The sequence below is a fragment of the Nostoc sp. DedQUE12b genome (genome assembly GCF_034530835.1).
Taxonomy (GTDB): domain Bacteria; phylum Cyanobacteriota; class Cyanobacteriia; order Cyanobacteriales; family Nostocaceae; genus Nostoc.
Genome location: NZ_JAVRCI010000002.1, coordinates 119,498 through 134,654, shown reverse-complemented (window position 1 = coordinate 134,654; position 15,157 = coordinate 119,498). Strand labels below are relative to the sequence as shown.

Genomic DNA, 15,157 nt, shown 5'->3' with positions numbered 1-15,157 from the left:
GGCTAGTTTTTTTAATTTTATAAATTTTGTTCACCTGATTGAGATGAAACTCCGCCTTCCTTGATTGCTGTCCGGTGTTCTTTTCTGGCTTGTTTTCGACGCTGTAATGAAGCTGTCCTACCTTCAGGAATATGAGAATGTTTGATAAAAGATATTTCTTCTTTTGCTTCCTGACTAAAATATCTAGCTAGGTGACCTACGGTTGGATGTTGAAACATTTCTACCAAGATAAAATCTCTTTGAAATGTTTTTTGCAATTTACTATGAACTTGAACTAAAAGCAGCGAATGACCACCGATTTGAAAGAAGTTATCATGGATTCCTACGTCCTCAATATTAAGTACTTCTTGCCAAATATCAGCAATAGTTTTTTCTATTTCAGTTTGCGGTGGTTGATAAACTGTTTCCAATTCGGGGCGTGCTGTATCAGGTGCTTTTAGTGCTTTGCGATCGACTTTACCATTAGGTGTGAGTGGTAGTGCTTCTAGTGTGATAAAAGCTGTTGGCACCATGTAGTTTGGCAACTTTGATTCTAAAAAGTTACGTAGTTCGGGAATTATCAATGTTTGCTCTCTTTGAGCAACTACATAGGCGACTATTCGTTGAGAGTCTGCTGAAGCTTCGTTGACTACAACTACAGTTTCTCGTACTGCTGGGTGTTGGCTAATGATTGCCTCAATTTCTCCTAGTTCAATTCTGAAACCACGTACTTTAACTTGATTATCAATGCGACCTAAATACTCAATGTCTCCATTGGGTAAATATCGAGCTAAATCGCCGGTTTTATAAAGACGCGCATTGGGTTTATTACTAAAGCAATTAGGAATAAATCTTTCAGAAGTTAGTGTTGGTCGGTTTAAATAACCCCTGACCACACCAGCACCACCAATATACATTTCACCTGGTACTCCTATGGGTACTGGCTGCCTATATCTATCTAGTAAGTAAACTTGTAAGTCACCAATTGGACGACCGATTAAACTTGCTGATGCTACTTCTAAGTCTGCCATTGTTAATGGACGATATGTCACATGTACAGTAGTTTCTGTAATGCCGTACATATTGATTAACTCTGGTGATTGGTCACCATGACGCTCAAACCAAGGTCTTAAGCTTTCAATTTGCAATGCTTCCCCACCAAAAATAACTTTTCGTAGGGCTAAGTTGTTACTATTTGCCAATAATTCCTCTACTTGTATCAGTTGGCTGAAAGCTGAAGGTGTCTGGTTGAGTATTGTTACTTTCTGTGTTAACAACAATTTATAAAAGTCTTCTGGTGAACGACTCAGCCAATACGGTATTACCACTAATTTTCCACCATAAAGTAACGCACCCCAGATTTCCCAAACGGAAAAATCAAAGGCTATGGAGTGGAAGAGTGTCCAAACATCATGTTGGTTAAAGTTATACCAATGTTCAGTTGCTGCTAACAGACGAACAACATTGCTGTGATTGACTAAGACACCCTTGGGTTGACCTGTTGAGCCAGAGGTATAGATGATGTAAGCTAGGTTATCAATTGTAGATTCACTAATTGGGTTTTGTGAGCTTTGTTGAGCTACGTTTTCCCAATCTGTATCTAGACAAACAACCCTTGTTTGGCGTTGTGGCAAATTCTCTATCAGGTGCTGCTGTGTTAGTAGTACTGACACCTGAGCATCCTGCAATATGAAGGCTAAACGTTCTGGTGGATAGGCTGGATCTAAGGGTACATATGCACCACCTGCTTTGAGGATGGCTAATAGTCCGATGAGCATAGAGAGCGATCGCTCTACACAAATCCCTACCAATACCTCTGGTTTTACTCCTAGCTTTTGCAAATAGTGTGCTAATTGATTAGCTTTAGCATTTAGTTCACTGTAGGTTAGCTGTTGGTCTTCAAACACTACTGCTACTGCATCAGGTGTACTCTCTACTTGCGCCTCGAACAACTGATGGATACATTGCTCTTTAGGATACTCAACTTCTGTATTATTCCACTCCAGCAGTAATTGACGTTTTTCAGATTCTGTTAGCAGTGATAATTCTGAAAGCCGTAGCTTCGGATTTACACTAATCTCTTTAAGCAAGGTCTGGAAATGTCCAGACATCCGACAGATCGTATTTTCTTCAAATAAATCAGTATTGTATTCTATACTTCCAACTAACCCCGACTCTGTTTGTGTCATCGATAGGGTTAAATCAAACTGAGCAGTACCAGTATCGCTTTCCAAGGGAGTTAAAGTCAAACCAGCCAACTCTAAGGCAGACATCGGTGCATTCTGAAGCACAAACATCACTTGAAATAGTGGCGTATGGCTTAAGTCTCGCTGTGGTTGTAGTTGCTCAACTAACAACTCAAAAGGCAAATCCTGATGTGCATAAGCTCCTAGTGCTACTTCCCGCACCTGTTTTAGTAGCTCTTCAAAGCTGGGATTTCCTGCCAAGTTAGTTCGCAGTACTAAGGTATTGACAAAAAATCCAATTAACCCTTCTATTTCTGCTCGGTTGCGGTTAGCGATGGGCGAACCGACTACAATATCTTCGCTAAGAGTATAACGCCATAGCAGTATTTGGAAAGCTGCCAGCAGGGTCATAAATAAGGTACTTCCCTGCTGCTGACTCAATTTATTTAGGGTTGCGGATAATTCTTTTGATAGCTCAAATGAGTAGGTCGCACCTCCGAAAGTCTGAATTGCTGGTCTTGGGTAGTCTGTGGGTAAATCCAGTACTCTCGGTGCGTTCTCTAAGTGCTTAAGCCAGTAAGAAATTTGAGATTTTAATACCTCTCCTTGCAGCCATTGTCGTTGCCAAGCTGCGAAGTCTACGTACTGTATTGGCAGTTTCGGCAATGATCTTCGCGTAGCGTCTCGTAGAAAGGCTTGTCTATTACAGAAAGCTGGATAAAGTGTTGCTAATTCTTGCACCAGTACACCTGTTGACCAACCGTCAGAGACCATGTGGTGCATTGTCAATAATACAATATGTTCTTGCTTACTAAGACGTAATAGTTTTATCCGCAATAACAGGTCGCTTTTTAAGTCAAAAGGTTGTTGTGCTTCTTGAAAAGCCAGTTTTTTGACTTCGGCTTCTTGTTTATTTGCAGGTAACTCGCTAATATTGAATATTGATAAATTTAGGGGCTTTTCTTCAGAGATGACAGCTACTGCTTGGCCCTCTATTATTTGGAAATTGGTTCGTAACGCTTCATGGCGATTGATAATTTCGTTGAAAGTTTGTTGTAATGCTTCTACATTTAATTCTCCTTCTAGGCGAACAGCAGCAGGAAGATTGTAGAATGGGCTGTCTGGTTCTAATTGAGCTAAAAACCACAGTCGTTGTTGGGCAAATGATAGTGGTAAATTTTCCTGCCGTTTTACTGGGCGAATAGGCTGTTTATCAGCAACTAAAGCTACGCTGTTATTGCGTATAAAAGCAAGGACATCTTCTTTGCGTTCAGCAAGTTCTTCCTTGATAACTGGTGTCAGCACATCTTTTGGAGCGCTACAGTGTAAGCGATTCTCTTCAACCCAAAGCTTGACATCCAAACTGCAAAGGTAAGACAAAAACTCTTCAGTAGTTTTCATAATTCTATCTCCTCACGGTCACTGTCTAACCTATTCGTTGGAACAAGCTGTAGTCGTTGAACTGTCAGCATCTTCTCGATATCTTCTACCAATTGAGCAATAGTCGGTGATTCAAATAAACTGCGTAAAGGCAACTCAATCTTAAAAGCTTCTCGTAACCTAGAAATAACCTGGGTTGCGAGTAAAGAATGTCCACCCAAATCAAAGAAATTATCGTGAATACCGACATGCTTGTGCTTTAATACCTGACCCCAAATATCAGCAACTATCTCTTCTGTGGGAGTACGAGGTGCAACAAAGCCTAACTCTGACTCATTTTTGAAACTTGGTACAGGTAATGCGCTGCGATCTATTTTACCACTAGGGGCTAGGGGCAATGCTTCTAGCTGTACAATCGCAGAAGGTACCATATGCCCTGGTAGCTTTTCTTCAAGAAAATCACGTAACTGTTGGATTAGTTCGCCACTTGCTAAGGTATCCCGATCAAACTTAAACTTAGGCACAACATAAGCCACCAAGCGTTTATCATCAGGTTCATCTTCTCGAACTACAACTACAGCTTCCCTAACTGCGTCGTGCTGACCCAAAAATGCCTCGATTTCTGCAAGTTCAATGCGAAAACCGCGAATCTTCACTTGATTGTCAATGCGCCCGAGGAATTCTATATTCCCATCAGGAAGCCACCTTCCTAAATCTCCAGTTTTGTAAATTAAATCTTTGCGATTTCCTGGTAAGTTCTTCCTAGCATCTGTAAACGGGTTAGGAACAAAGCTAAAATTGGTTTTTTCTTCATTCTTCCAGTAGCCATCACCCACACCTATTCCCGATACACAAATCTCTCCAAGAGCGCCAATGGGTAATAGTTGCATCTTCTCATCAAGAATGTAAAGATTTAAGTTTGCTAATGGTTTACCAATTGGAACTGCTCGCTGATTTTCCGGAAAAGGCTTATTAACGATAAACTGGGTGATATCATCAGCCGCTTCAGTGGGACCATAAGCATTAGCAATTCTAATACGGGGGTATATCTCAAGCCACTTATTTACCCATTTACCCGATACAGATTCACCTGATAACATCATCCATTTTAAATCAGGTAATACCCTTTCATGGTTTGATAATTGGGAAGTATATTCAAGTAAGCCCCCAAATAATGCTGGGACTAATTCAACAACTGTAATTTTTTTTGATTTCAGTGCTTTAAATAATTGTTCGGGAATCGCAACAGTTTCGATATCTACAATTATAGTTTTTCCACCAATTAAAAGTGGTGCCAAAAATTGCCAGACAGAAATATCTGTGGAAGAAGGAGCGCTTTGGAGAAAACAAAATTCCTCTGTTAACTCTAACTCATCAAATTGGGCATAAATATGATTAACTGCACCATCATGTCTAACTATTGCTCCCTTGGGTAGTCCTGTAGAACCGGAGGTATAGAGCATATAAGCCGGGTCAACAGCATCATTTACTTGCTCTAAATTATCTTTGCAAAGATTACTGAAATCAAGTTTATCGTATATTGTTAATTGTTGGTTTTGGAAAAACTGTATATTTTTTGGAACAATATAATCTAAACAAATAATAGATTTCAATTGAGAAGAATTATCTATCAATTCTGTTATGTTATTTAATAAACAAAAGTCAGTTAATAGAAACCTTACTTCGCTATTAGACAACATATATTCAATTCTATCTGACGGATAATTACTATCAATAGGTACGTAAGCTCCGCCTGCCTTATATATAGCGATAATAGCAACAAGAAAATTTATATTGCGGTCTTTAAATATCCCAACAAATTCACCTTTACTTACTCCTAGTTTACGCAACATGATAGCTAACTGATTAGCTTTTTCATTTAGTTCTTGATAAGTTAACTTAGTTTCTTCATGAACGACAGCTATATTGTTAGGTGTTTTCTCTACTTGCTTTTCAAACAATTCATTTATTGTTTGTGTAATTGGGTATTCTTGAATATTGTTATTATATTGTTCCAGTACTTGATGTTTATCGCAGTCCTTTAGAAAAACGATATCTGATATTTTTATATCAATATTAATAACAATACTTTCAATAACATTTATGTAATAATGACTCATTAATTTAATATTTTCATCATTAAAAATGAGTTCACTATACTCTATAGAGCCACTAATAACATCATTTTCTATAAGAAAACAAATGGTAATATCATTATTAAGTTTTGCTAATTCAGTTTTACTGTGGATATTTTCTAATAATACGACTATATCAAAAATTTGACAGCGATTCTGACTTTGGGGTAAATTTAATAATTTCATTAACTCATCAAGACAATAGTCTTGATGGCTGTAAGCTTCAATTGCAGCATCTTTTACTTGAATGAGAAAATTTTTAAATGTAATTTCATTACTTAGCTGAGTACGTAAGGGAATAACCTGATCGTTTAAATAATCTAGATTTATACCATCTATTTTTTTATATACTGGTATTCCGACGATAAGGTCATTATTTCTAGTGTACTTTTGCAGCAGTATCTTGAATGCTGATAAAAGTATTAAGTAGACCAAAAAGTAAGACCCTTTAGTTAACTTGATTATTGCTTGAGATAAGTAATTAGGTAACTCAAAATTATGGCTTTTATTTTTACCAATATACTGGGAGGGTCTAACATAATCCTGTATAAGATTCGTTTCTGATAGCTCTCCAGAGAGTTTGTTTAACCAGTAGATTTTTTGAGAAAATAACTCTTGGGCTTCTAATGTTGTAGTCATCATTTTTACCTGATTTAAGTTGGCTATTTTAGCAAAACTGCTATAACAATATTAATATTTAGGTTTAAATCTGCTTTACACACATTCATTAAAAGCTGCTTCCATAATTGAACAACCTTTCTTTAAGGTAGACATTTCAATTGTTAGAGGAGGCAATAATTTAATTACGGTATCATTTCTCCCCGCTCTTTCAACTATTAATCCCTGTTCAAAACAACGCATTGTGATGTTTTTAGCCAAACTGTTGCCACCAAATTTTATCAAATCTATACCCCAAATCATGCCTATTCCACGTATTGCTATGTTTTCACTGATTGGTGATATTTGTTGAGATAGAAAATTTTTCAAAAAAAGCTCTTTGACTTTAACATCCTGTTCCATATTACTACTTTCTCTGTACTCTAGAGCAGCTGTAGCTCCTACAAATGCTAATTGATTACCTCTAAAAGTGCCATTATGCTCACCAGGTTCCCAAATATCCAATTCTGGCTTAATTAATAATACCGACATTGGAAATCCATATCCGCTGATTGATTTAGAGAGTATGACTATATCGGGAACAATACCTGCTCTTTCAAAAGAAAAGAAAGAACCTGTTCTACCACAACCAACTTGAATATCATCGCAGATTAATAAAATATCATTCTCATCACACAACTTCCTTAATCTTTGCATCCACTCAATTGGAGCAACAACAACTCCCCCCTCAGCTTGTATCGTTTCAAAGATTATCGCAGCTGGTTTTTCAATTCCGGAACTAACGTCATTTAAAACTGACTCTATATATTTTATTGTGTCAAAACTTTCCATGAATCCATAGGGATAAGGCATAAATGTTACATTGTTTAATGAACCAATTGCTCCGGCTCGAATTCCAGTATTACCAGTAATTGATAAGCTCCCTAAAGTCATTCCGTGATAAGCTCCCATAAAAGAGAATATACCTGGCCTTTTTTTGACTTTTCTAGCTAGTTTTAAAGCTGCTTCGACAGCATTTGTTCCAGTTGGTCCGCAGAACTGGATGCGATAATCTAGCTGTTTTGTACTTAGTACTACCTCATTAAACTTAGCTAAAAACTTCTCTTTAGCGGAAGTATACATATCTAAACCATGAGCTATTCCATCGGCATCTAAATAGGACATGATTTTTTGTTTTATATAGTCATGATTATGTCCGTAATTTAAAGCGCCTGCTCCTGCAAAAAAATCTATGTATTCTTCACCTGATTCCGCATAAATTATGGAACCCTTAGCTCGATGGAATATGGCAGGAAAGTTACGGCAATAGCTTCTGACGTTTGATTCACACTTTTCAAATATATCCATGTCCTCTCCATCTTACTAGATAACAACATTAAGCTCTAAGGCATGAGTTCTACAAACCTTGTATAGCTACTAAATTTGGAAAAGCTCCACGCCTAATGCTTCTTTTTCTAAGATTGAAGTAATTAGTTGCTGTTTTGGTGTTGAAAATGGTAAATTTTTTATTTGTAAATTAGGATTAATTATCAACTGTTGTAAGAGCATTTCAATATCTTTGAGTATTCCGGCAATAGTATCAATCTCAAATCTTCTAGCATCATAAGAAAAAGCTATTAACAACTCTTCGTCGGGATATACAACTAAATTCAGAGGGTAGTTACTTCTGTAATACACTTTATCCTCTTTAATTTCTAAATTCGTCCCCCAGTTCTTTACAAATTGGGTTACCGGAAAGTTTTCAAGCACTACAAAACTTTCAAATAAAGTTAAGTTTCGTGGTATTTCACTCCATCCATGAATTTCTATCAATGGAGTATATTCATGGTCACGTGTTTCAACAAGTTGAATCTGTAAATGCTGTAGCCATGATAATAAAGGCTGTTCAATGTCTATTTTGACATAGATTGGCAAGGTATTAACAAATACACCAGCTATTGACTCTACTCCATCCAAATTTACCGGGCGTCCAGTAACAGTACAGCCATATAGTATATTGTTGCGTCTGCTATATCGGCCCAGGAGAATAGCCCAGATCCCGTTAAGTATAGTTGCAAGGGTGAGACGATGTTGTATCGCAAAGGATTCTATTGCCTGTGTGCTTGTTGATGATAGCTTCATTCTTTCCTCATCATACCGTTCTTCTTGAGTAGGCGATTGGCTAATTTTTTCTATGTAAGTAAGAGGAGTAGGTGTTTTAACACCCTGTAATGCTTGTCGCCAAAAAGTTTCGGTTCTAGATATGTCCTGCTGCTGTAACCAGTCAACGTAGTCTCTAAAAGGGCGAGTAGGTGCTAAAGGTATTTCTTTATTCTTAGAAAGTGCTTCATAAATTTGCACAAACTCCTGAAGTATTAGTGAATCGCTCCAACCATCTACGATGATGAAGTGATTGCTCCAAATAAATTGGTAGTAGTCATCAGTAAAGCGAATTAAAGTTAGACGCATTAGACATGGTTGCGATAAGTCAAAATATAATTTGCGATCGCTGTCAATAAACGATTTTAATCGATTTTCTTGTTCAACTCGCTCCAGATGACGCCAGTCATACTGATTTAAAGGTAGTTTTACTTGTTTGTATACAACTTGTAGGGGATTTTCAATCTCTTCCCAATAAAACCCAGTACGTAAAATGGTGTGTCGAGCCACTAAAATTTGCCAAGCCTTTTCAAACACATCTATGTTAAGATGAGGCACAGTATAGACTTGCTGAAAGAAATATAGCTGCGATTCATTTTCATATAAACAGTGGAAGAGAACGCCCTTTTGTAGAGGTGTGAGTTCGTATATATCTTCAATATTTTCTGCTTTCATTTGCGTTTTCCTGACTTTTTTGGGTAATTTTTGCTAAAAACCGATCCAATTTTTGTTTGCTCAAGTTAGCTTTTGGAAAGTCGGAAGGTGTATAAATTGCTGTTTCAATAGACTGACAGTGAATAATCAGGGAGCGTAGTGCTTTTATAAAACCATCAGCCAATTTTTCAATTGTTTCTCGGCGGTGAATAGCCTTACTGTACGTCCAGTGGAATCGCAATTGTTCTTGAACCACAATTCCATTAAGCTCTAGTAAATAAACTCTGTTAGCAGGTGTACTGTAGTTGAGTCCTTTCGACTCTTGGGGTAGACAAAATAAAGACGACTTTGAAATCATTTGGTCATATTGACCTAAGTAATTAAAACTCACTTCCGTCTGAGGAAGAACTTGCAGTTTCGATTGTATCTCCTGCTCACTGCTCAAATACTCTAGTAGACTGTAACCAATCCCACTATTGGGAATACCACGTAAATATTCTTTTATTGATATTAAGTAATTTCCCGATTCATCAAATTCTCTTGTATCTAAAATAACTGGAAAACAAGTTGTAAATGAACCAATTGTACGGGAAAGATTTACATCTTTGAAGGTTTTTTCTCGACCATTACCTCTGATATCTACCCACAATGTTTGTTCTCCTGTCCATGTTGCAAAAGCTTGCACCAAAGCTGTGAGTAAGACATCGTTGATTTGAGTATTATAAGCTTTGTGTATCTCTTCTAGTATAGTTTTTGTTTCTTGTTTATTTAGACAAACTGATACTATATCTGCATTATCTACTGTATTGTTACCTGTTGAATAGTCAACGGGTAAGCGACTAAATGGTTTTTGTATTTCTTGGAGCCAATAGTCCTGCTCTCGCATCATTTCTGAAGATTCAGCATACTCCTGTAGACATTCTGTCCACTGCATATATGAGGTAGTATCATCTGGCAAATGTATCGCCTTGCCTTGACTGATTTGCTGATAAGCTGTTTGCAAGTCTTCTACCAAGATTTGCCAAGAGAGATTATCAACTGCTAGGTGATGAATGATAATTAGCAGGTAGCTAGTTTGTTGTGGCACTAAGTCAAAGAAGGCAAACCGTACAAGTGGCCCCTCAAATAAGTTCAAACTTGCCTCTAGTTCCGCAGCTACAGACTCAATAGCAAGTTTTCGCTCAATTTCTGCTAGTGATGACAAATCTACTCGTTTCAATTCAATATTATCATTAGAACTAGCATAAATTTGTTGCCAACCAGATTCTCTTTGGATAAAACGCAGGCGAAATACGTCATGATATTCAATCAAATGCTGTAAAGCCTGCTCTAACAAATTGCGATCGCACGCTTGCTGTATTTCCAGTAGCAAAGACTGGTTCCAATTATGTGGATCGGGCTGATTTTGGGCAAATAACCAATGTTGAATAGGTGTGAGGTATAACTCTTTTGTTTCTAAATTATGTTCAGGTTGGATAGTTTGAGTAATGCCTAAATCTGTCATTAATTCTGCAATCGTCTGGTGTTCAAAAAACTGTTTAGGTGTTAACTTTAAACCTGTTTTGTTAGCTTTGGCAGCAATTTGAATCGCATTTATGGAATTTCCTCCCAATTCAAAGAAGTTGTCATCGATACCTATGCATTCGATACCTAGAATTTCCTGCCAAATATTAGCAACTGTTTCTTCCGCTTCATTTCTAGGTGCAAGATATTCTATGCCCAGGTTTGGTCTTTGGTGTTTTGAAAATAAATTTTCGTTATTTGATAATTCTTTAGTTCGCAAAGATTCAAGCTTTATCCATTCCTCAATTCTAGCTTGCAAGTTTCCAGTGGAGACAACAATTTGAGGAAATCCACACATCGATAATAGACGTTCAAATGCATCTATACTAGCAGTCTTCGATCTCATACCATATTTATACAAGGTTTCTAGAACACTTGTATTTTGCTGTTCCTCTTCAGTTACCCAATCATCCCAGTTAAAACTACTCCAAGGGAAAGAGTTGGTTTTGTTGTAGTTATGAACAAAAGCATCCATAAAAATGTTTGCTGCGGAATAGGAGATAAATCCTAGACCTCCCAACACAGATGCTAACGACGATGTTAATTGACAAAAATCTAGTTCTTGCCCTTGCAGGACTTTTTCTAAGACAAATAGTCCATAAACTTTGGGGTGAAATTGCGATTGTGCTTGCGCTTTGGAAGTTTCCATAATAGTGCAATGTACATCTTCGGCATTTCCTGCGGCATGGATGACACCATTAATTCCACCAAATCTTTTAGTGGCGATCGCAATTGCATTGTACATTTGTTGTTCATTTGCGACATCAGCACTGATGACCAAAACCTCAGCACCCAAAGCCAATAAAGCCTGCACTTTGCGAATCTTGCGGCTAATACTATCCTGCTGATCGTGAGTTGCTAGCCATTCTTGCCACTGGTCTTTTTCGGGAAGACCCTTTCGTCCAAGCAGAATCAATTTCGCCTGCACAGTATGAGCTAAATATTCTGCCAATACTAAACCAACACCACCTAGTCCACCAGTGATTAGGTAAACTCCCTCTTTCCTCAACCTCTTTCTACCAACAATACTTTCATCTAAGCGGATAGGCTCATATGTTTGAATCCAGCGATGATGGCCACGGTAGGCAACAACATTTTCAGTTGGCTGTGCGACAAATTCTGCAAGCAAATAATCTATTAATTTAGCCGTTTTATATGATGGCTTAGTTTCATATCCTGCAATCACCACATCAAAACAACAACAGTTAATGTTTGGATATTCCTGTGGAATTACCTTGCATGGTCCTAATACAGTTGCCTTCTGTGGGCATAAATTCTCGCTGCCAGTTACATCAGATACATTACTGGTGACAACCATTAGCTTGATTGACTCAATTATATTATGCTCTGCCAAGGCTTGTGTTAGAAACAGCAGACTATAAAAACCGAGATTTTGACAATCTTCAAAAAATCGATTTTGTGTTTGTTCATCTAGCTCTTGATTGGGTAAAGTATCGTTAGGAGTAACGCTCCATAAATGGGCGATCGCCTGTGGAGTCAAATTTTGCTCTTGTAGTGCTTGAAGCAAGGCATCATAGTCATCTCTTTGTTGGGGATTAATTGCATATGTAAAGTCACTGAGTTTCGCAAAATCATCTGCGACCTTGACGGTAATCGCATCCTGACCTTGTTGTTTAAGTCTTTCTGCAATTCCGACTCCGACTCCATAGCTATCGACAAAAACTAACCAACATGACTTTTGTTCTACCAGTTTTTCCTTTTGGAAAAGCTCAAGGGGTGTAGATTGTTTCCAGCGAGGTATGTAGAACCAGTCAGCAATATCTGGCTTCTCGTCTAGGTCTAAGGTTTTTTGCCAAATCGTTGCCAGAGGTACATTTCGATTTACCTCAAGCCAGTAACGCTGGCGCTCAAAAGGATAAGTAGGTAAGGGTACGCGATGACGCTTCTCATCTATATAAAAACCAGACCAATCAATTTGAACCCCTACTATCCAAAGTTTACCCAAAGTGTTAAGTAAAAATGCGACATCTGATTGTTGCTCTTGAGGATGCCGTATAGACGTTAGTGCTATCAGTTCATCTGTTTGATGTTGTTTAGCCAAATTACTTAAAGTCTGTCCTGGGCTAACCTCCAACAGTATTCGTTCTGGCTGTTTGAGTAACTCTTTTACCCCTTGGCTAAAACGCACTGGTTGCCTTAAATGCCTAACCCAATAGTTAGGATCTGTCGCTTCGTCTGCGGTAATCCAAGTTCCACTAACATTGGACACAAACGGAATTTTTGGGGGATTGAATTTTACTTTTTGTAACGACCGAGTGAAAGTCTCAATGATGGGTTTCATCATTTGAGAATGAAAGGCGTGGTTCGTATGCAAGCGCCTACAGTTTACACCTATTTGTTGTAGCTGCTGTTGGAATTGGTCTATCGCTTCTGTCGAACCAGACACCACGCATTCTGAAGGTGCATTACTCGCAGCTAGAGAGATTTCCTTTTCTAGTAGTTGTTGTACTTCTTGTTCTGGAAGCTGAACCGAGAGCATAGCACCACCAGGTAACTGCTGCATGAGTTTTCCTCGATTCGCCACTATCCCCAAGGCATCTTCCAAAGAGAAAACTCCAGCTAAAGTGGCAGCTACATACTCTCCTACACCGTGACCAATCATAGTCTCAGGACGCACGCCCCACGCCATCCATAACTTGGCTAGAGCGTATTCAATCACAAACAGCGCTGGTTGAGTAATTGCTGTTTGCTGTAACTTTTGTGCTGCTGTTAACGCTTTTTCTTCATTGGGATAGAGGACTGTACGCAAGTCTATTTCCAAGTGAGGTTTGAGCAGTTCGCAGCAGCAATCAACTTGCTCTCTAAATACGGTTTCACTCTCGTATAATTCTCGAGCCATATTTACATACTGCGTCCCTTGCCCAGAAAACATAAACACTACAGAGCGATTACAAAACTCTTGATAATGGGTGAAAGCTCTTTGAGGGTCTTGCAGTGCTTTTATTGCATCTTCTTGGTTTTGGCAAACTATAATTCGGCGATGGTTCAAAGTCCACCGACCCACTTGCAAAGTATGAGCAACATCAGCGAGGTTTAAATCTGGATTTTTTTGTAGGTAATTAGCGAGATTTTCTGTAGCAGTTTCTAGTGCTGTACTCGTTTTAGTTGAAAGTAATAATAATTGCCAAGTTCGAGAAGGGCTAGAGGGTTTAATTATTGGAGCTTCTTCTAAAATTACATGGGCATTTGTCCCGCCAAAGCCAAAAGCACTAACTCCAGCACGACGAGGAGTACCGTTGGTTTTCCACTCAGACAATGTGTTGTTAACGTAAAAAGGACTGTTAGCAAAATCTATCTGCGGTGATGGTTCTTCAAAGTTTAAGCTAGGTGGTATCTGTTTATGCTTGAGGGCTAAAACGGTTTTGATTATACTTGCAATTCCAGCAGCTTCGTCCAAATGTCCAATGTTGGTTTTCAAAGAACCGATCGCACAAAAGCCCTTTTTCTGAGTTTTGGTCTGAAAAGCTTGTGTCAAGGCTGCAATTTCAACGGGATCACCTAGAGCAGTTCCAGTTCCATGAGCTTCTATATAAGTAATTGTTTCGGGTTCAACCTCAGCCATAATCTGAGCCGCTCTAATCACTGTTGCCTGACCATGAATACTGGGTGCAGTGTAGCTAACTTTGTCTGATCCATCATTATTAATAGCGGAACCTTTTATGACCGCATGGATGCAATCTCCATCTGCGATCGCTTCTTCTAAAAGTTTTAAAACTACAATACCCAGACCCCTTCCTCTCGGACATCCCTTTGCCTTTGCATCAAAAGCACGGCAATGTCCATCAGGAGATGAAGTTCCTCCTTCCTGATACACATAACCGACTGCTTCTGATATTGAGACTCCTCCAACCAAGGCAACATCACACTCGCCACTTAGCAAACTTTGACAGGCTAAATGTAAAGCAACTAATGAACTTGAGCAGGTGGTTTGAACTGCATAACTTGGTCCTTGCAAGTTTAACTTGTAAGAAGCAAGTGTAATGGAAGCTGGAGAGATTCCTTTCTCTATTTGGTATTGACCAACAGAGTCTACAATATCGGGATTTGAATAAATATTAGGTAGATAACCGCCAAAACCAAAACCAGCGAAAACTCCAATCGGCTTATTGTAAGCTTCGGAACTATAGCCAGCATCTTCAAGTGCTGTCCATGCATATTCCAAAAACAAACGAAGTCCGGGGTCCATAGTTTCAGCTTCTCTGGGATTTATACCGAAGAATGAAGCATCAAACAAATCTATATCTTCAACTACACCCTCTGCCTTGACATAATAAGGGTTTGTCAGGTCAGCAGAATCTACACCTAAATCTTTTAGTTCTTGATCAGTGAAAAAATGAATTGACTCTACTCCGTCTCGGAGATTTTGCCAAAATCGCTCTATATTTTGAGCTTCTGGAAAATAGCCATTCATCCCAATAACAGCTATTTCTAAGCCCGTTTTATTAGTTAAATTATCTACTGAACTATCCATGATTTTCACCC

The 15,157-nt window shown here is 38.5% G+C and carries 5 protein-coding genes; all 5 read right to left on the bottom strand.

The annotated features are described in order from the left end of the window. Window positions 1-17 precede the first annotated feature (17 nt). Window positions 18-3,566 (bottom strand): amino acid adenylation domain-containing protein, encoded by a 3,549-nt coding sequence (locus tag RMY16_RS01495; RefSeq protein ID WP_322734873.1) that lies wholly within the window; start codon window positions 3,564-3,566, stop codon window positions 18-20. Next, window positions 3,563-6,319: a non-ribosomal peptide synthetase gene (locus tag RMY16_RS01490; RefSeq protein ID WP_322734956.1), complete on the bottom strand. Its 2,757-nt coding sequence runs from the start codon at window positions 6,317-6,319 to the stop codon at window positions 3,563-3,565. The genes RMY16_RS01495 and RMY16_RS01490 overlap by 4 nt, the downstream gene beginning before the upstream one ends. Window positions 6,320-6,394: 75 nt before the next feature. Further along, window positions 6,395-7,645 (bottom strand): diaminobutyrate--2-oxoglutarate transaminase, encoded by a 1,251-nt coding sequence (gene ectB, locus RMY16_RS01485; RefSeq protein WP_322734872.1) that lies wholly within the window; start codon window positions 7,643-7,645, stop codon window positions 6,395-6,397. A gap of 69 nt (window positions 7,646-7,714) precedes the next feature. Continuing rightward, window positions 7,715-9,112 carry a condensation domain-containing protein gene (locus tag RMY16_RS01480; RefSeq protein ID WP_322734871.1) on the bottom strand — a complete coding sequence of 466 codons (1,398 nt, stop codon included), beginning with the start codon at window positions 9,110-9,112 and terminating at the stop codon, window positions 7,715-7,717. Then, complete coding sequence (locus RMY16_RS01475; protein ID WP_322734870.1) at window positions 9,093-15,146, bottom strand: SDR family oxidoreductase; 6,054 nt, start codon at window positions 15,144-15,146, stop codon at window positions 9,093-9,095. The genes RMY16_RS01480 and RMY16_RS01475 overlap by 20 nt, the downstream gene beginning before the upstream one ends. Between the last annotated feature and the right edge of the window lie 11 nt (window positions 15,147-15,157).